This window comes from Roseibium sp. MMSF_3544, from assembly GCF_030732845.1.
In the GTDB taxonomy this organism is placed as follows: domain Bacteria; phylum Pseudomonadota; class Alphaproteobacteria; order Rhizobiales; family Stappiaceae; genus Roseibium.
This window is the reverse complement of record NZ_JASHKA010000003.1, coordinates 383,185-400,922: the sequence shown is the minus strand read 5'-3', so window position 1 is coordinate 400,922 and position 17,738 is coordinate 383,185. Positions and strand designations below refer to the sequence as shown.

The window sequence follows — 17,738 nt, the reverse complement described above, 5'->3', positions numbered from 1 at the left end:
GCCCTCTTTATGCTTAGGCGCTGACCCTGATTTGTCCGCTGTTGTCCAGAATTGAATTGAATCTGATTCGTTTTGTGCTGTCGCCGAGGTTCAGTTCTGCTTCCACATTGAAGATGAAATCGAGGGGCCGGTCGGGGTCGCTCACGGCTCGAACGATCGGATTGCGCAGGCGGGGTTCGAATTCCCTGATTTGCCGTTCGATGTCGCGGCAGATCTCAGTGGCCGTGTCCTGATGGGATTTCGTAAACGAGTTGAAATCGGACAAACCGAAGTTCGGGCTGATCTCACAACATCCAGCTGAACTGTTCAGAAGCATTCTCAGGTCTTCAAGAACACTTTCCAGGACCGCTGCCTCGAACTCGTCCGAATTCCGGTAGCTGGTACCCGCGTCATCGTTTTCGAGCCGCTGAAACAGACTGACAACCATCTGGGAAAACACTCCTTTCAAGCAGCAAAGGCGCCGGCCAAAGGCCGGCACCTGTCAGGTTCGGGGTCCGAGGCGTCAGCCCGGGACTTAGGATTTGTCCAGCTTGCCTTTCAGCGACAGCGTGAAGTCTGCACCCATGTATTTGAAGTGCGGCTGCACGGCCATCGAAACGCTGTACCAGCCCGGTTCGCCCTCGACATCCGAAACGGTGATCTCGGCTTTGCGAAGCGGACGGCGGGATCGCACGTCGGCGGAGGGGTTTTCCTGATCGGACACGTACTGGCGGATCCAGTTGTTGAGTTCAGACTGAAGCTCTCCCCGGTCCTTCCAGCTGCCGATGTTCTCGCGCTGGAGCACTTTGATGTAATGCGCCAGGCGGTTGATGATCATCATGTAAGGCAGCTGCGTGCCGAGCTTGTAGTTGAGCTCCGCGTCCTTGCCTTCCGGTGTGTTGCCGAAGAACTTCGGCTTCTGGACCGAGTTGGCGGAGAAGAAGGCCGCGTTGTCGCTGCCCTTGCGCATGGTCAGAGAAATGAAACCCTGTTCCGCAAGTTCGTACTCCTTGCGGTCCGAGACCAGCACCTCGGTCGGGATCTTGCTCTGCAATTGACCCATGGCTTCGAACGTGTGAACCGGCAGGTCCTCGACGGCACCACCGGACTGCGGTCCGATGATGTTCGGGCACCAGCGATACTTCGCGAAGCTGTCCGTCAGCTTGGTTGCCAGAGCGAAGGAGGCATTCCCCCAAAGGTAGTTGTCGCTCTTGCCTTCCGCTTCCTCTTCATAGTTGAAGGCCTTGACCGGGGAGGTCTCCGGTCCGTAGGGCGTGCGCAGCATGAAGCGGGGCATCGCCAGCGCGAAGTACCGGGAGTCTTCGGACTCGCGGAAGGAATTCCACTTCGCGTATTTCGGGCCTTCGAAGATGGATTCCATATCCTTGAGGTTTGGAATTTCCTCGAAGCTGTCGACACCGAACATGGACGGGCCTGCCGCTGCGATGAACGGAGCGTGCGACATGGAGCCGACGCTTGCACAATATTGGGCAAGCTTGATGTCCGGAGCATTCGGGCCGAAGTCGTAGTTGGCGACAATCGCACCGACGGGCTGGCCACCGAACTGGCCGTATTCGGCGGTGTAGACGTGCTTGTAGAGGCCGGACTTGACGACTTCTGGGCTGTCCTCAAAGTCTTCCAGGAGCTCGTCCTTGGAGACGCTCATCATTTCGACTTTGATGTTCTGGCGGAAATCGGTCCGGTCGATGACGAACTTCAGGCTGCGCCAGGCGGATTCCAAAGTCTTGAAATCATCATGGTGCAGGATCTGGTCGACCTGCTTGGAGAGTTTTTGATCGATTTCGGCGATCATCATGTCAACGGCCGCACCGTTGACCTGACTTTCGCCGGCAGTCGGCTTCAGAAGCTCGGAAATGAACGCGGCGACGCCTTTGCGCGCGACATCATAGCCGTCATCCGTGGGCGCCAGTTTTGTTTCCTGAAGAATCTGATCCAGAAGAGAGGCGTCGAGCTCTTCCGTTTGGGCCGCTGCACCCTGTGCGTCAGTGTCGGTCATGCTTAAATCTCGTCAATTTGAATGTCGGACCGGGCTGGCCGGTTTGGCCCGCCGCATTGGACAACCTCGGGTTACTCGGACGATCCTTCGTCCTCGGAACCGGTCGCGTTCGTCAGTTCAGCCAGAAGCTTGTCGCGAGCTGCTTCATCACCCAGGACGTTCTGAATCGCTTTGCGGAATGCCGGCACGTTTCCGAGCGGACCTTTCAGAGCGACGAGAGCCTCGCGCAGTTCAAGCAGACTGTTGAGTTCAGGCGTTTGGCGAACGATCGACTCGGGTGTGAAATCGTTCAGGTTGTCGAACTTCAACGACACGGACAGGTTGCTCGGCTCTTCACCTTCCGGCGTGTCGACAAGCTTGTTTTCCGTCGCAAGGTCAAGTCCGAGCTCATGGCTTTTCATGACCTCGTTGAAGTTGTCCTTGTTGATGTTGATGAGGGTGCGGTCTTCGATCGGCGTATCGTCCGGCCGCAGCGTGTAGTCACCGAGCATGACCATTTTCAGCGGAAGTTCAACTTCCTCCTTGGCGTCGCCTGTCGCCGGTTTATACTTGATATTCACCCGTTCTTTAGGTGCAACTGAAGCTTCTTTAGACATTAGGTCCCCCGTGATAAGACACGCTGTGACGTGAAGGTAAATAGAACTTCGCGACACGATCCGTCAGGTGCGACATTCCTACTCTACTGATGTGTCAGTTCTATTTAGATGGCTGAGAAATTTGGCCTTTCTGCCTTAAGCTATTCTTAATTTACTTCCTCCCGGTCACCTCGACGGCAGCGCCGACGTCCAGCAATGCGAGTGTTTCCATAGTGCTGGCTCGGAGTTGAAGGGCATCCGCGTCGGAAAGGAACTGCTTCACGTTTTTATGCGCCAAACTTTGCCAGGACAGTCGGGCAAGTGCGATTGCAAGTTCTGGTTCCCAGTTTGCCAGATCACGTTTCACCGCGATAGTGCGAAGTGAATTCAGCAGTGCAAAAAGCTGTTGTATAAGTTCAAATCTCAGGCAGTAGTCGCCAATTTTCAGCTGCGCCTCGAACCATTTACGGCCCGCCCCGCACGTCGACACATAGCTGGTCAGAACGGCGAGCCCTTCCAGTGTTTTTCCGGCCTGTGCCTTTTGGACGGCTTCCGAGAAAGCCTTTTCAACCCCCGAACCGGCAACAGCGCCACCACCGCCACCGGCCTGGACTTCCTGGGCAATCCAGTCGCGTGTTTCGCCGCTGGCAAATTCGGTCCCGTCATTAAACGACAGGGCCGTGATTCCGGGAAACCGTTTCAACAGACAGGCGAGTTCGCCAACAATTATCCGGTGGGCCGCATCATAAGGCTCTCCGAGTGCACCCATGGCGCTGGCCAGATGGTATTGTGCGTCGAGCCAGAAGGGCGACGCAACGAACGCTGATTCGGCGCTCTGCACGAGACCTTCGTTGTTTCCAGCGCCGGCCAGGGCGGCCAGTTCTGCAATCTTGGGTTTCTGGGGCGGAGGCAGTGCGGTCTTCCCGTTGCTCTCGGGCGGCAACGCCTCAAGCCGGCCCCATAGCGCAAAGCGCGCGGCGTAGTAACCGCGGGCATCTGTGGGAGATTGCTGGCGAACCGTTGTGGCGGCTTTCGTCGAGGCATTGAACACCGCCTGTAGTGCGGCGGTGGCATTCGAGGTATCGACGGCGATCTCTGCAACAGGCGCCGCTGGTGTAGCCGGTGCCTGAGGTGTTGGTGGAGCCGGTGCGGCAGGTTGCGGCTGCGCAGGTTCTGCAGCAGGCGCCGCGGCAGTTGCCGCCGGTTCGGCAGCTGCATCTTGCGCAGGCGGCGGGGTGTCCTGCGCACTGTCGTCCCCTGCAGCCTGTTCTGCTGCCTCGGCAGCTTCCTCGGCCTTTTTTGCTTCCTCGAGCGCGGCTTTCGCATCCTTTGCGAGCGGACGAAGTGCCCGTACCAGCGGTCCCAGCGCGGCCTGCGACTTGGTAAGCTTTTGCTCTAGCGAATTGTCCAGATCCAGAAGCGCCTCATGAGCGACATAGATCTCGGTGTTGTACTGTCCCTCGGGCGGCTTGCCCTCGACGAAGGGCGCCAGTTTTTCCGCGAGCCAGTCATAGGCTCCAACCCTGCCACGTTCGCGGCGCACCGGCGGTATCATGGTGTCCCAGTGGGCATCGGTCATGTCCCTGAGAATGACAAGTCCGACCGCCAGTCCCGGATATCCTTCCTCGACGAAGAGCCCGAAAGCGAGACGCGTTGCCAGTACGAGATCCTTGGATTTCGTCTGCAGCACCTTGAGCGTGTCGTCGTTGAGCTGTTTCCATTTGACGGCCGTTGGGCCGTCCGTCTCCATCTTCCGGAATTCGTTTTCCAGTTCCTCGAACTCCATGGAGTCGCGGAATTCTTCCTGGGCGTCCGGAGTTTCCAGATCGGCGCGGCCTATGCCGGCTCTCGGATCATCAAGTGTTGCCAAAGACTCTTCGTCGGCCATCACGGTACTCCGGAGTGAGGGGAAGCGAGAATCAGCGATCATAACTATACTGATTCTCGAATTCGTAACGATTAGCGTGTGACACGTTTATAAAATTCACAAGTTTCAGAGCGAAATTGTTTAAAAGGCGCGCGAAAACCAATTTCGTTTGGAAATATCCGGTAAATTGAACCGAACACACGCAAACAGACTGGCACGATTAGAGGCTGACTATGACCGCGGAATCCGCAGAAATCACGATCAGACACGAAGCTGCCGATGGATTTGCTATCGTGCGTCCGGCCGGCAAGTTGGACACGATGAGCGCCAAGACCTTTGAAACCTACTTGCGGGACTTGGTGGACAACAAATCCGGCGCGCTGCTCATAGACATGGCAGATGTCGACTACGTGACGAGCTTCGGACTTCGCTCGCTCCTGATCATCGCAAAACTCATGGCTCCGTCGGGAGACCAGCTGATCCTGTTTCAGGTGAACCCGTCCGTCCTCGACGTTTTGAAAATCTCCGGGTTCCTGAAGATTCTGAAAGTCGTGGACACGCAAGACGATGCGAAAGGTCTGGCTGGACAATCAGCGTGACCCTTCAAGACGCCACCTTTAGCGAAACGACCGTTGGAACAAATTCATGGCGGCGAAAATCGAAAAGGTAACCGTTCGAAACGAACTCTCGGACCTGCCGGCCGTCTATGCGGCGCTGGAGAACTTCGCCGAGACCGCGAACCTGCCCGACGAGGCGAGGCGTTCTTTGATGCTGGTGGCCGAAGAATTGTTCAGCAACACCGTGTCCTACGGATATCCCGGTGGCGAAGTCGACGTGATCGCCGTTTCGGCGGCCCTGCGCACCAAGCATGTCGAATTGACATTGGTCGACAGCGCAAGGCCGTTCGACAGCAGCGTTTCCCCATCAGCGCCGGATGAGCCCGATGACGTCGAGACGATGAACATCGGCGGGCTCGGACTGTTCCTCGTCCATCAGCTGGCCGACCAGGTGATCACGAAGCGCGACGGCGACAGAAACATGACGATCGTCCTCCTGCCGCATCAAATAGACTGACCTCACGTGCTGGCGGACGCCGCTTGTCAGAAGGTGAATTCCATCATTGAAAAGTCGTCAGGCAGCGGTGCGTCGTTGTTGAAACCGGCGAGCCAGTCGTAAACCGACTGGGCGATCGGCCCGTTTGCCGTTCTGGTCTTTTCCGCAAGCTGGTCCCAACTCAGGGTCACGCCCTTGTCATCCTCGATCTCGTAGGTGCCGTCGCTGATCACCAGGAGCCTGTCGCCAGACTGAATCTGGAACGTGCCGCCGTCAAACGGCATATCGGGGATCGCTCCGATCACCATTCCGTCCGGTGTTCCAAGACCTGTCACCTCGCATCCATCTGCGGAGGGTCTCAGCAGGATTGCCGCCGGGTGGCCTCCGGAGGCATAGGACAGACGCCCGCTGGAGCGCTGGTAAACGCCGTACCAGATTGTGAAGAACATGTTGTTTTGCCGTTCCATCGGGAAGGCATTGTTCAGCTTTGCCAGCACATCGGGCGGGGTGCGGAAGTCGGCATCGGCAAGTGCGTTGGCGCGCAGCACATTTATGATCGCAACGGACAGGAGCGCGGCGCCGACACCGTGACCGCAAACATCGATGAGATAGATCGCAAAATGGTCTTCATCCAGGTCGTGGTAGCCAAACGAATCACCGCCCAATTCCGTTGAAGGAACCAGCAACCAGTCGGCATGAGGCGAAGACGGCCTCTTTTCCGGCAAAATTGAATACACATAGTTGCCCGCGTCACGCAGTTCCGCCTCGAGCCGTTCCTGCGTTTTGGTCAGCAGAATATTGTATTCGGCCAGCTGGTCCTCGACGGCTTCACCATGTTCGATGGTCGCTTCGTAAAGCAGCTTCAGATCGGCGTGCTCGGCTCTAAGGTCTTCTAGCTCCCTACGTAAATTCGAAAGTTCGGCATCGTGAACCGCCGCGCCGGGAACTGTGTTGCTGTCACTTGTCATTATCTTCTCATGCTGCCCAAACCGGCGATCGGAAGGATTCTCGAACTCACAACAGTGTATCGCCGCCATTCGGGAATAAAAACAATCATTAACCGAAGTTGTTATATCCTTGGCAACTAGCGACACCGTATTGTTAAATACATGAATTATCGATGACGCGCGTCCGGCTGACGGTAATTTCCATCTGCTTTGAAATACTGCCGAGCACTATCTTATAGTGCGCTGAGCTACGCCAACGGGGGAATAAAAATGCCGTCACCTTCTGAGGGCTTGTTTTCGCAAAGCGACATACCGCAAATGCTTCAGATGGATTTGAATATTGAGGACTTCTGCTCAGACTGGTCGCATTGCGATTTGATGTCCGCGTATCTGGCGCGAATGGTAAGTCACAACCGGCTGGATTCCCTGCTGTTTTCCAATCTCTATTCGTCAGCCGTGAATGAACTGCTGGAAACCGTTTTCCGGATGCATGGTAATGACGGCACGCTTCATTGCTCGGTGCACAGAAAAGGCAACCTGGATCGGGTTGAACTGGTTTTTCCGGCTGATGACGACACCTACCGCGCGTACGAAGACGCGATCGGCAAGGTCAGCGACAAAAACGCCGAGAAGCTCTATCTGGATGCCCTGTTTTCGGAGGCGGAGCCGGACGCAAGTCTCAGTTTGCTTGAATTAGGTGTGGATTATGGTGCGCGCATGACCGTCGACCGGCTGGATGACGGCAGAGTACATCTGGCTGCAGAGATGATGCTCGAGGACAACAAAGAATGAACCCCAGTACCTCCGCTCAAGCGTTTGCGTGGAATTATAACGAGAACGACCAGGAGTTCTCGCTGCATGGCAGCCTGCGTCCGCAGCGGCCGGATGAACTGCAAAGCTGCATTGCGGCGCTGGAACAGTCGGTCATGAAGGTGAGCGGCAAGTTCTACGTCAATGTCCGCCGCCTGGTCAGAATGAACAACGTCGCTTTCCAGACCTTCGCCTGCAAGATCCTGGATCTCGTTCGCGGCCGCAGCGACCTGAATGTCCATGTCACCACGTCCAGCGTCGTTGGGTGGGCAACCCGCAAATTCTCTGTTCTTGAAACCATGTCCGACCGCATCACGGTCAGTGAATATGACAGCGAGTTCTATCCGGGGCAGACCTTCCTGGAAGAAGGCGGTTTTATTCCGATCCTGCGGACGCAGACCAAGCTGACCTGGCACCACGAGCGCACCATCCTGGCAAGGCACGGCCTGGAACCGGACATGCAGGTCGCCGACATTTGCTGCGGCATCGGTGATTTTGCGGTTCTGCTGCAAAAGGAATATCAGCCCTCGCGCCTGGTTGCTCTGGATCACAGCCGCTCCAGCCTGGACTACGCCCGCAAGGTTGCTGCCGATTTCGGCGTGCGCGGCATCGACTATGTCTTCGGCGACGCGTCCGACATGCTGCTGGAGAGCGATCAGTTCGACTTTGTGACCTGCCGCCATTCCCTGCAGGTTTTCGACCGTCCGGAGCTGATCCTTCAGGAGCTGCTCCGGATCTGCAAACCGGGTGGCAGGATCTACATAACGAACGAGAAGAATTCTCACTGCCTTGGTGAGCCGCGTTCGGAATCCATTCAGCGGACATATACGGAAGTCGCGCGTCTGTGGGCCCATTTCAACATGGACATTGAGTTCGGTCCCAAGAGCCGCAGGTTCCTGGCCGACACAGGCCTTGAAGACATCCAGATGGAATCCTTCATGGTCACGAACCTGGATGGAAATCCGCAGGACTTTGCGGACATCATCCAGTCGTGGGAAGACGTTTACGCAGGTCAGATGGCCGTTGAACGCGGCGACAGCGACGAAGAGATCCGTGATTTCCGGAAAGGCTTTCAGGATCACATCTTCGCGGCTCTGCATCCGAAAGGCTATGCGGGCTGGCCTATTTGGGTTGCCTCGGGACGAAAACCAAAATGAGTTTGGCAAACGTGAAAGCTGACACACCACAAACGCACGAACCGGAAAGTATCGGACGGCTTTCGCGGCACAGCTTCCGCGCCAAATTCATTCTTGTCGTAAGCGCGGCCGTTCTTTTTGACCTGATGCTGGCCGGTGGTGTTGCGATCTGGAACGTGCAGCGACTGTCGAAGGACGCAACGGAAAAAGTTGCCCAGGGCCTGACGACGGCGACCGAGGAGTATCTGCGCACTTATATCGACACGACGGCGCTGCGCACCGAATTGTTGCTCGACCAGGTCTTCTCCGAAGTCGAAGCGCTGGGTGCCTCGATGCAGACGCTGATCGACAATCCCAAGACGGGAGCTGAAATCGGCCAGACTGTCGAGCTCGATCCGGTGCTCGGAGACACGCTTGTGTTCAATCCGGAAGCGGACTGGTCGCAGAATGAACCAGGTGAATCGGTTGTCAGCGTCTGGGGTTACCTTCTCGATGATCAGGGCGATCCCTTGCCGGATGTGTCGACGCAGATCGCGGACAGTTCCGCGTTTAATCTCGTCGCTCCGGGCATGATGAAGACCGGGTCTCCCAAGCTGCAGATGTATTACGTCGGTCCAAAAGACATCCCGATCATGCGGACGACGCCCTATACGGACCAGGCGCAGACTTTCGACAAGCTTTACCCGGGCCACAACGAAGACAATTTCTGGGATTTCTTCTTTCCCGGTGTTTATGAGAGCTGGCAGAGCTGGATCGAGAACCCGGCCAATCGTCCGGTGCCCCGCGATATCGTCGGGACGGCGCCATATATCGATGCCATCACCGGGGCCAAGATCGTCAGCTTTTTCTTTCCGCTCTGGACTGAAGACCGCAGCGACGTCGCCGGCATGACGGCGGTCGACATCACGCTCGACCAGCTGTCGAGCCTGGTGGAAAACGTCAAGATCGCAGAGACGGGCTTCGGTTTCCTGACTGCATCGAACGGAAACGTGCTGGCCGTGAGCGACGCCGGAGCACAGGTTCTCGGTCTTGTGTCCGTCGGCGGTGAAGGCCAGGGCGTTACCGGGATCAACCGCTTTCTGGAGCAAAGCCAGTTTCCTGAAGTCGCAAAGCTTGAGCTGCCGCACAATACCGGAACGGTGATCGATTCCCTCAGCCTCGGGACCAACCCGGACGGCAGCGAGGAAAGCTACACGGTCATTCTCAAGGAGCTGGCTCCTATCAACTTGTGGGACGGCGAGAAGATTGTCTCGGAGAACCTGACCCTCGGCTTCATGGTTGCCAATGACGAGATTTATGCGTCTCTCACCGCCGTTCAGCAGGAACTGACGGAGGCGACGCAGCGCATCGTGAACTGGCAGATCGTTGTTCTGCTGGTCAGCCTGTTTATCGTGACGCTCGCAGTCTATGCGGTGTCCGGCCGTATCACGAAGGGCCTGTCGCAACTCTCCCATGCCGCGCGCGCCTTGCAGAACAAGGACTACTCGGTGCGTGTCTCGATCCCGACCAAGGACGAGGTTGCCGCTGTGGGCCTCGCGTTCAACCGCATGGCCGAGGAAATCAGCTATCACACAGAAAATCTCGAAAACCTGGTTGAAGAGCGCACGCGGAAACTGGAGACGGCCAATCGCGAGATCGTCGACCTGAACAAGCGTCTGAAAACGGAAAACGTCCGGCTGGGCGCCGAACTCGACGTGGCCAAGCGCATCCAGGAAATGGTCCTGCCGCGCCTCAGCGAGCTGGAAAACATCCCGCAGATCGAAATCGCAGCCTTCATGGAACCTGCCGACGAGGTTGGCGGCGACTATTACGACGTTCTCTTCGACGGTGATCACATCAAGGTCGGCATCGGCGACGTGACCGGTCACGGCCTGGAAAGCGGCGTGCTGATGCTGATGGTGCAATCGGTCGCGCGTGCGCTTCAGGAGCAGGGCGACAGGGATCCTGTTGCCTTCCTCGATGTTCTGAACCGGGCGGTCTACAAGAACATCACGAGGACCAGGTCGGACAAGCACCTGACACTCGCCTTTGTTGACTATGAGAACGGCAAGGTGACGTTGTCCGGCCAGCACGAGGAAGTTTTGATCATTCGGGCGAATGGCGAGACTGAACGCATCGACACGATCGACCTGGGCTTCCCGGTCGGGCTCGAAGCCGACATTTCACCCTTTGTCGCAACACTCGATCTGAACTTTGGACCCGAGGACGTTCTCATTCTCCACACGGACGGCATTACCGAGGCGGAGAACGAAGAGGGCGTCATGTTCGGCCTTGATCGCCTTAGCGAGAGCGCTCAGGAAAATCGCGAGAAATCAGCAAAAGGTATTGCGGAAGCGGTCATAAATGATGTGAAGTCTCATATCGGGGCACACAAAGTATTTGATGACATCACGCTTGTTGTCTTGAAGCATAGGTAGGGTATGGTCCAGGATTTTGGTAACACGGTGGCTTCCAACGGCAGTGATGCGACCAGCTTCGCCCTCAAGTTACGAGCCGAGCCTCTTGAACTGAGTTGGCATCATTGCGGTGTCACATCCGATTTTATAGGGGAATATTTCAGCAGGTCGTGCGGAAGTGGCATAGATCCTGTCGATGCGCGTCACAGTATCAGCTATATGATCAATGAGATTTTGGAGAATGCGATCAAATTCCGGCACGGTGGTGATGTCGAACTCGTCAGCACGCTGGATGAAGATATGTTCGAGATCAAGATCGTGAACCTGATCGATGCGCAGACCGCGGAAAAGTTTCAGGGCCACCTGACGCTTCTGCTGGAGCGCGAACCGGGAGAATTATTGTTGGAACGCATCGAGGAAAATGCGCTGAACCCGGATTCGTCTGGTTCAGGGCTAGGTCTTCTCACGCTCATGAGCGACTACGGCGCGAAATTGGGCTGGTCTTTCACCTCGGAGCATGTAAGTGAAGGCGTGGAACTGACGACCTTTGCATCCTTGCGACTCTCCTGACCGCCGACATATTCCAAAGGAAGAAACCAAAATGGAAATCAGCACGAACGATTATCGCGTTTGGACTGAAGCTTCGACAATCCACTACGAAGGAACGATGCGGCTTTCGGGAACCGACGCTTATGCGCCCATTCTTGAAATCATGAATTCCGTTCTGTCGTCCAAGCCGGAAGTCATTACGCTGGATCTGACCGGGCTTGAGTTCCTCAACAGTTCCGGCATCAACCTGCTCGCAAAATTCACGATCGAGATCAGAAAGCAGCCCGATGTCGGCGTGCGCGTTCTTGGATCGAAGGCGATCCCGTGGCAATCGAAGTCCCTGCGTAACCTGCAACGCCTGCATCCGTCGCTTGAGCTGACGATCAGCTGACTTGAAGTGTCTTCCGCCAAATCAGCTTCAGGTTTAAGTCGGTACGCTGGATCAAGGCTGGCCACACGGAAATTGCAGATATCCTGCGCGATCGCGACCGCGCTGCTTCTTGGCGCCTGTCAGTCCGGGTCTCAAAACCCATCGCTGAAGAGCGACTACGTTGGCAAAACCACCGCGGAATTCTTCGAGGCATTCGGGCCGCCGGATCAGGTCATCGGCATGGAGCAGGAACTCAGAACCGATGCGACAGGCCGCGTTCTGACCAGCGCAGACCCGAAAGAACTCGTCTATTACTGGTCAAACAACAACCAGAAGACCTTTTCGAAAGTTTCAACAAGTCCGGTGGACAGCTGCAATCTGGCCATTCTGTCGACCGCCGAAGGCAAAATTCTGCTGATCGAAGCCCAGAGCGACGACGGCGACATCGAAGCGGCCAAGGCCCGCTGCGAAGCCATCATTAACTAGGCGCTGTACGTCCAGGCCGCGACCCCGCTGTGCATGGCACAACTCCGCGTCCAAAGCCGTTGCATCATTCAAACTCAAGCACGAGCGGCAATTCTTCCGGCAGATCGCGCCCATAGCGGGACCGGGCATCTTCAGGCATCGCCCAGACCGGATTGGTACCGTCACGGACAAGCTCGACATCGCCGAAGGTAACCCGGATCCGCAGGTCCTTGGGATCGACACCATCTTCAAACACAAGGCGGAAGGAATAGTGCGGGTCGGCGTAAAACGGATCGTTTTGCTTCTTGACCGTTCCGTCGTCAGGATCGAGCTGACCCCGCAACTGGTCGCGCGCCGATCTCAGACCGTCAATCATGCCCTGGTGAAGCCAATAGTCGTCAATGGCCGCCTGGTATTTGACGAGCGCCAATGTGAAAGCCATTTGAGACTTTAGGTAGTTATTGAACGACGGCTTGGCGATCACGTCGGAAAGTGTTTGTTTGATTTGCTCTTTCATCAACGACTTCGCCACGCCTTTGGCAAAGTCCTTACCTGCCAACTTTGTGAAATCCTTGATGTTCTTCGGATTCATCTTGCCGAGTTTTTCGGACGCATCGCTAACCCTCTTTTCGAGTTTTGCAATGTGATCTGCAACTTCGGGTATTCCACTGATGGCCGCTCTTTGAAGCGCATCGATCTGTGCCTTGTTCCAGATCCTTGCCTGTCCTTCGGTCGCCGCCTTGAAAGGGTGCGACCCAAGCTGCTTAAGCGCCTGCTTTCCAAACCTGTCGCCCCATTTGGAGAAATCCATGACCTCAATCGGCTGTAAGTCATAAATCGCTTTTTTGTCTAAGTCTGGTGCCGGTGTGGCCTTGGCATCGGTGGTAACGAAACTCGGTGGCATGGCAACCAGCATGATTTCCTGGCGGGCAGCCTCAATCAGGAAGCCGTAAGGGCCTGCAGACGCGGCTTTAAACAAATCCTGAAGAGATGATCCGGCTTCGACGACATATTGAGCTGCGACCGACCATCTCTCCGCACTGATGAGATCCTTGGTGCTTTTTTCCAGACGGAACTTGGCATCGTCGACGCTGTTCTGCTCATTGTGCATTGTGCGCTTCTTGCCGATTTGCTCGCGCTCCAATTTGAAAATGAGTTTGTTCAGAGCGACCAGATCGTCCATTGCCCGCTCGCCCGTGACCAGGATTTCGGCGTCCTCGGTCAGGATCTGATCAATCTTTGCCATGTTCGGACGTTGCCAGCGCGCCAGGGCCGCGTCGGCATCCGCGAGTGCCGTTTCGGCGTTTCTGAAATTCGCTTCGGCCCGCTCCCCACGGGTCCGGACCCGGCCCAGCCGCTTGTCCTCAACGGCAATCCGCCTGGTCGCGTCGTCACGTTCCAGCTTGTAGTCATCCGCAAGTTTCTTGAGCTTATCGCGCTCGATACTGGTCAGTTTGGGGGCAAACAGACCGGAGCGTTCGCTTGCCCACCGGCTCTCCCGTTTCTTCAGCGTCGCAGCTTCTGCTTTGAGATCAGCGATGCGATCTTGAGCGAACCCGTCCGTCGCCGGGTAATGGGTCCTCAGGTGTTTGATGCGGCTCTTGATTGTCGAGCGGCGTTCGGCTGCGTGCTTGATCTGCGCCGTGAGATCGCGGTAGCGACTGCCTGACTGGATTTGTGCAGGATCGGGTCTGGATTTCGTCTCCAGTTCGACGATCTCCTCAAGAAGTTTGGCTGGCTTTTCGCCGAGTTTCCGCACGTTGTCATTTCGCGTTTTGATCGCCTTTGCGAGTTCATCCGACAAGGCGTCGCGTCTGGCCTTGAAGTACTCGTAGTCGTCCTTTGCCTCGCGCTGCCTGTTCACCAGGTCGCGGCGCTCCTGCTCAACCTCGGGACTAAGCCTGACTGCGACATTGCCGATCAGGAACCACGGATCGATCGGCGGTATGCGGGACTCCTGTGCCAGGCGGGCGACTTCGGCGCGCCCGTCCTTGCCCGTGGCTTCCAGTTGCGTGAGAAACGAATTCTCGATGCAGTATTTCCCCTGCTTGGGAACGGGGCACGTGTCCTCGCGATAAAGGTCGCCCGCCAGCATGGAATAGGTGAAAAGCTCCCCGAGCGGTTTCATGCGCTCCGGTTCCCGGAAACGGGCCATATACTGTTCGACCGGCGGAATGGTCTTTCGGTTTTTCACAACGCTATAGGATTCATGAAATGAACTGAGCACCGCGTCCACATAATCGGCGTCGGCGGGCGGTCGATACCGTTCGGCCGAGGCATAGTAATCGGTCCAGCGGCATATGAATTGTTCCCAGTTCCGCAGGTTATAGGCGCGCCACTCATCGGTTGGCAGCGCCTTCATCTCCTCTTCGCCGAGCGTAGGAAGCGGACCGCAATCTGCTTTTGCCAAGGAGGCAGTCGTCGACAGACAAAACGCCGAAAGACTTATGCGAATAAATTTGACGAACAAGACAATTACCTCGAAGAAAATGAATTATTCAGAAGTAAGATAGCAATCAACTGGAAATCAAAATATGATTGTCGTCACATTTTTGAAGAAAAATTACTTTTACTTATTACCTAAAATAAAAACAGTGATGTGTAACACATTAATAGGTAGAATTATTGGCTAACTACGTTCTTGCTACGTCGTGACACCTCTTTCTGACTGGTGTCTTTGATGTCTGGTGTGCATAATGCCGCCGAGTAATTTCCGCTGCGCGCTCGCGCATCTTGGTGCTGTGGCTGCGCGTTAATATTGTTACCGCTTTGATTTATGAGGTTTAGAATGTCGCGTGACATAAACCGATACCTCTCCCTGGCTATTTTGGCCGTTCTCTTTCCGATTTTGATGCTGGCAAAGGCCACGGCGGTGCAGGCCGCCGAGCGTGCAATTGTTGTGTTTGACGGTTCCGGCTCCATGTGGGGCCAGATTCGGGGCAAGACGAAAATCGAGATCGCGCGCGAGGTCATGAAACAGTCCCTTCCCGGCTGGGCCGAACGTGATGTTGACATGGGGCTGATCGCCTATGGCCATCGGCAAAAAGGTGCATGTGGTGACATCGAAGTGCTCATCCCGCCCAAGCCGCTCGACGTTGGCCAGTTTTCCGCCGCGCTCGACAGCGTCTCGCCGAAGGGCAAAACGCCCCTGACGGCGGCAGTCAGGATGGCCGCCGAAGAGCTACGGTTCACCGAAGAAAAGGCCACCGTCATCTTGCTGAGCGATGGCCTTGAGACGTGCGACCTGGACCCGTGTGCCGTCTCGCGGGAACTTGAAGGGTTGGGCGTCGACTTCACCGCTCATGTGATCGGCTTCGACGTTGCTGAGCCCGAGGAACGCGCCCAGCTGAGCTGCATTGCCGAGAACACGGGTGGTCTCTTTGTGACCGCGAGCAATGCAGAGGAGCTTTCCACTGCATTCGAACAGGTTGCCGCACTCAACCCGGCGACCTTCATCGCAGTCGATGCGGCGCAAGGAAATCCGGTTCCAGGGCCGGTCACCTGGTCAATCAGCGGCGGCAACGTTGCAATCAATACGGCGAGCAGCTCCGAAGCACTCGACGTTGCGGATGTCCCAAGCGGCAGTTATCGGGTCGAGGCAGTGGCCGGACCCTACAAGGGCGCAACGACGATCGAGATTGGCGATGTTCGCAATTCTCCGTTCCGCATTGCACTTGAAGCGCAGTTGCCGGACGCGACCATCCAGGCGCAGGACACGGTTCCGGCGCTCGAGACGTTTTCGGTCAGCTGGACCGGACCGGCAGCCGCGCAGGATCAGATCCAACTGGCCCGGCCGGGTTCGGTACCAGGGTCAAGTTATGTACAGACCGTCGACGTTTCAGCGGGGCCCGTGGTCACCATGACCGCTCCGGATACGCAAGGCCCTTACGAGCTTCGTTACTATTCGGCTCAGTTCGGAAAACTGCTGGCAACTCGCAAGATTACAGTCGGGAAACCTGCGCCGGGCGCGCGGATGAATGCGCTCGACGAGATTCCTGCCGGGCATATGCTCGAAGTTGCATGGGAAGGGCCCGGAGGGGCAAATGACTGGATCGACATTGCGCCGCCGGACCTGCCGAACGGAAACGGGTACCTGTCCTACACGTTTGTGAATTCCGGCAATCCGCTGATGGTGCGTGCGCCCAGCAAGCCAGGCGTCTACGAGCTTCGTTACATCAACGGAAGTGACCGCCAGATCATGGGCAGCCGGAAGCTTGTCGTCGGTGACGGCGGCATCAGTCTGAACGCACTCGACACGGTTAAAGCCGGAGAGACCCTCGAAGTCGCCTGGACGGGCCCCGGGATCAAGGTCGACTGGATCGACATTGCGCCACCGGGCCTGCCGAACGGCAACGGCTACCTGTCCTACACGTTTGTGAATTCTGGCAATCCACTGACAGTGCGGGCCCCGAGTGCTCCTGGCACTTACGAGATCCGTTATATCAACGGCAGCGACCGCCAGATCATGGGGACCAAAACGCTTGTCGTTGGCGATGGCGGCATCAGCCTAAATGCGCTCGATACGGTGCAGGCCGGTGAAACCGTCGAAGTTGCCTGGGAAGGACCAGGACACAAGTCCGACTGGATCGACATTGCGCCACCGGACCTGCCGAACGGCAATGGCTACCTGTCCTACACCTTTGTGAACGCCGGCAATCCACTGACAGTGCGGGCTCCCAGTGCACCGGGCACTTACGAGCTTCGTTACATCAACGGCAGTGACCGCCAGATCATGGGGACCAAAACGCTTGTCGTTGGCGAGGGCGGCCTTAGCCTGAATGCGCTCGACACGGTAAAGGCCGGTGAAACTGTGGAGATTGCCTGGGAAGGCCCCGGGAACAAGTCGGACTGGATCGATATCGCGCCCCAGGGTTTGCCCAACGGCAACGGCTATCTGTCCTACACCTTCGTGAACGCCGGCAATCCACTGACAGTGAGGGCACCGAGTGAACCAGGCACCTATGATATCCGTTACATCAACGGCAGTGACAGGCAGATCATGGCGACCAGGCAGCTTGTCGTCGGTGACGGCGGTATCAAGTTGAACGCACTTGATGCGGTGAAAGCCGGTGAGACGCTGGAGGTTGCCTGGGAAGGTCCCGGAAACAAGTCCGACTGGATCGACATTGCGCCGCCGGACCTGCCGAACGGCAACGGCTACCTGTCCTATACGTTTGTGAACCGCGGCAATCCACTGACCGTGCGGGCTCCCAGTGCACCGGGCACCTACGAGCTCCGCTACATCAACGGCAGTGACCGGCAGATCATGGGCAAGCGGCAGCTCGTCGTCGGCGACGGCGGCATCAGCCTGAACGCTGTCGATGAGATCAAGGCCGGTGAGACCCTTGAAGTCGCCTGGGAAGGACCGGGACACCAGTCCGACTGGATTGACATTGCGCCTCCGGGCCTGCCGAACGGCAACGGTTACCTGTCCTATACGTTCGTGAACCGTGGCAATCCGGTGGAGGTCCGCGTGCCCAGTGCGCCTGGCAGCTATGTGATCCGTTACATCAACGGCAGTGACAGGCAGATCATGGGAACCCGCACATTGTCGGTCACCGGGCTCGATTGAGC

15 protein-coding genes are annotated in these 17,738 nt (G+C 56.8%); 9 read left to right on the top strand and 6 right to left on the bottom strand.

From position 1 onward, the window contains the following. Nucleotides 1-13 precede the first annotated feature (13 nt). The 4 genes from tssE to tssA all read right to left on the bottom strand — a co-directional run bounded on the left by tssE (nt 14) and on the right by tssA (nt 4,459). Nucleotides 14-427 (bottom strand): type VI secretion system baseplate subunit TssE, encoded by a 414-nt coding sequence (tssE, locus tag RBB47_RS06555; protein ID WP_305984950.1) that lies wholly within the window; start codon nt 425-427, stop codon nt 14-16. A gap of 87 nt (nt 428-514) precedes the next feature. Further along, the gene (gene tssC, locus RBB47_RS06550) at nt 515-1,996 is read right to left on the bottom strand and encodes a type VI secretion system contractile sheath large subunit (RefSeq protein ID WP_305984948.1); all 1,482 of its coding nucleotides are present in this window, start codon (nt 1,994-1,996) and stop codon (nt 515-517) included. Nucleotides 1,997-2,067: 71 nt separating this feature from the next. After that, nucleotides 2,068-2,592, bottom strand: a complete 525-nt coding sequence (tssB, locus tag RBB47_RS06545) for a type VI secretion system contractile sheath small subunit (RefSeq protein ID WP_305984946.1) — start codon at nt 2,590-2,592, stop codon at nt 2,068-2,070. A gap of 151 nt (nt 2,593-2,743) precedes the next feature. Next, entirely contained in the window at nt 2,744-4,459 is a 1,716-nt protein-coding gene (gene tssA, locus RBB47_RS06540) for a type VI secretion system protein TssA (protein ID WP_305984945.1), read from the bottom strand. Between the two features lie 212 nt (nt 4,460-4,671). Between tssA and RBB47_RS06535 the strand changes: the two genes are divergently transcribed. Together RBB47_RS06535 and RBB47_RS06530 are read left to right on the top strand one after the other, a co-directional pair. Next, on the top strand, nt 4,672-5,037 hold the full coding sequence (locus tag RBB47_RS06535; protein ID WP_305984944.1) for an STAS domain-containing protein: 366 nt from the start codon (nt 4,672-4,674) through the stop codon (nt 5,035-5,037). Between the two features lie 46 nt (nt 5,038-5,083). Further along, nucleotides 5,084-5,512 carry an ATP-binding protein gene (locus tag RBB47_RS06530; RefSeq protein WP_305984943.1) on the top strand — a complete coding sequence of 143 codons (429 nt, stop codon included), beginning with the start codon at nt 5,084-5,086 and terminating at the stop codon, nt 5,510-5,512. 26 nt (nt 5,513-5,538) lie between these two features. Here RBB47_RS06530 and RBB47_RS06525 read toward each other — a convergent pair whose 3' ends face one another. After that, on the bottom strand, nt 5,539-6,459 hold the full coding sequence (locus RBB47_RS06525; protein ID WP_305984942.1) for a PP2C family protein-serine/threonine phosphatase: 921 nt from the start codon (nt 6,457-6,459) through the stop codon (nt 5,539-5,541). Nucleotides 6,460-6,708: 249 nt separating this feature from the next. On the opposite strand from RBB47_RS06525, the gene RBB47_RS06520 reads away from it, so the two are divergent. From RBB47_RS06520 to RBB47_RS06495, 6 genes are all read left to right on the top strand, one after another. Then, nucleotides 6,709-7,230, top strand: a complete 522-nt coding sequence (locus RBB47_RS06520) for a ubiquinone biosynthesis methyltransferase UbiE (protein WP_305984941.1) — start codon at nt 6,709-6,711, stop codon at nt 7,228-7,230. Continuing rightward, nucleotides 7,227-8,405, top strand: coding sequence for a class I SAM-dependent methyltransferase (locus RBB47_RS06515; protein ID WP_305984940.1), 1,179 nt, complete (start codon nt 7,227-7,229; stop codon nt 8,403-8,405). Before RBB47_RS06520 ends, RBB47_RS06515 begins: the two co-directional genes overlap by 4 nt. Then, the gene (locus tag RBB47_RS06510; protein ID WP_305984939.1) at nt 8,402-10,801 is read left to right on the top strand and encodes a SpoIIE family protein phosphatase; all 2,400 of its coding nucleotides are present in this window, start codon (nt 8,402-8,404) and stop codon (nt 10,799-10,801) included. The genes RBB47_RS06515 and RBB47_RS06510 overlap by 4 nt, the downstream gene beginning before the upstream one ends. A 3-nt stretch (nt 10,802-10,804) precedes the next feature. Next, a complete protein-coding gene (locus RBB47_RS06505; RefSeq protein ID WP_305984938.1) occupies nt 10,805-11,350 on the top strand; it encodes an ATP-binding protein in 546 nt (181 codons plus the stop codon). Between the two features lie 31 nt (nt 11,351-11,381). Beyond that, nucleotides 11,382-11,720 carry a hypothetical protein gene (locus RBB47_RS06500; RefSeq protein WP_305984937.1) on the top strand — a complete coding sequence of 113 codons (339 nt, stop codon included), beginning with the start codon at nt 11,382-11,384 and terminating at the stop codon, nt 11,718-11,720. A 72-nt stretch (nt 11,721-11,792) separates the two neighbouring features. Further along, complete coding sequence (locus RBB47_RS06495) at nt 11,793-12,185, top strand: hypothetical protein (protein ID WP_305984936.1); 393 nt, start codon at nt 11,793-11,795, stop codon at nt 12,183-12,185. A gap of 64 nt (nt 12,186-12,249) precedes the next feature. Here the strand turns inward: RBB47_RS06495 and RBB47_RS06490 are convergent, their stop codons facing one another. Beyond that, nucleotides 12,250-14,574: a hypothetical protein gene (locus tag RBB47_RS06490; RefSeq protein WP_305984935.1), complete on the bottom strand. Its 2,325-nt coding sequence runs from the start codon at nt 14,572-14,574 to the stop codon at nt 12,250-12,252. 378 nt (nt 14,575-14,952) lie between these two features. Here RBB47_RS06490 and RBB47_RS06485 point away from each other — a divergent pair, with 378 nt between their 5' ends. After that, entirely contained in the window at nt 14,953-17,736 is a 2,784-nt protein-coding gene (locus tag RBB47_RS06485) for a VWA domain-containing protein (protein WP_305984934.1), read from the top strand. The last annotated feature ends 2 nt before the right edge of the window (nt 17,737-17,738 follow it).

What these genes read in the sequence shown, in the direction of transcription:
- tssE (WP_305984950.1), bottom strand. Translation starts at nt 427, where the DNA reads ATGGTTGTCAGTCTGTTTCAGCGGCTCGAAAACGATGACGCGGGTACC.
- tssC (WP_305984948.1), bottom strand. Translation starts at nt 1,996, where the DNA reads ATGACCGACACTGACGCACAGGGTGCAGCGGCCCAAACGGAAGAGCTC.
- tssB (WP_305984946.1), bottom strand. Translation starts at nt 2,592, where the DNA reads ATGTCTAAAGAAGCTTCAGTTGCACCTAAAGAACGGGTGAATATCAAG.
- tssA (WP_305984945.1), bottom strand. Translation starts at nt 4,459, where the DNA reads ATGGCCGACGAAGAGTCTTTGGCAACACTTGATGATCCGAGAGCCGGC.
- RBB47_RS06535 (WP_305984944.1), top strand. Translation starts at nt 4,672, where the DNA reads ATGACCGCGGAATCCGCAGAAATCACGATCAGACACGAAGCTGCCGAT.
- RBB47_RS06530 (WP_305984943.1), top strand. Translation starts at nt 5,084, where the DNA reads ATGGCGGCGAAAATCGAAAAGGTAACCGTTCGAAACGAACTCTCGGAC.
- RBB47_RS06525 (WP_305984942.1), bottom strand. Translation starts at nt 6,459, where the DNA reads ATGACAAGTGACAGCAACACAGTTCCCGGCGCGGCGGTTCACGATGCC.
- RBB47_RS06520 (WP_305984941.1), top strand. Translation starts at nt 6,709, where the DNA reads ATGCCGTCACCTTCTGAGGGCTTGTTTTCGCAAAGCGACATACCGCAA.
- RBB47_RS06515 (WP_305984940.1), top strand. Translation starts at nt 7,227, where the DNA reads ATGAACCCCAGTACCTCCGCTCAAGCGTTTGCGTGGAATTATAACGAG.
- RBB47_RS06510 (WP_305984939.1), top strand. Translation starts at nt 8,402, where the DNA reads ATGAGTTTGGCAAACGTGAAAGCTGACACACCACAAACGCACGAACCG.
- RBB47_RS06505 (WP_305984938.1), top strand. Translation starts at nt 10,805, where the DNA reads ATGGTCCAGGATTTTGGTAACACGGTGGCTTCCAACGGCAGTGATGCG.
- RBB47_RS06500 (WP_305984937.1), top strand. Translation starts at nt 11,382, where the DNA reads ATGGAAATCAGCACGAACGATTATCGCGTTTGGACTGAAGCTTCGACA.
- RBB47_RS06485 (WP_305984934.1), top strand. Translation starts at nt 14,953, where the DNA reads ATGTCGCGTGACATAAACCGATACCTCTCCCTGGCTATTTTGGCCGTT.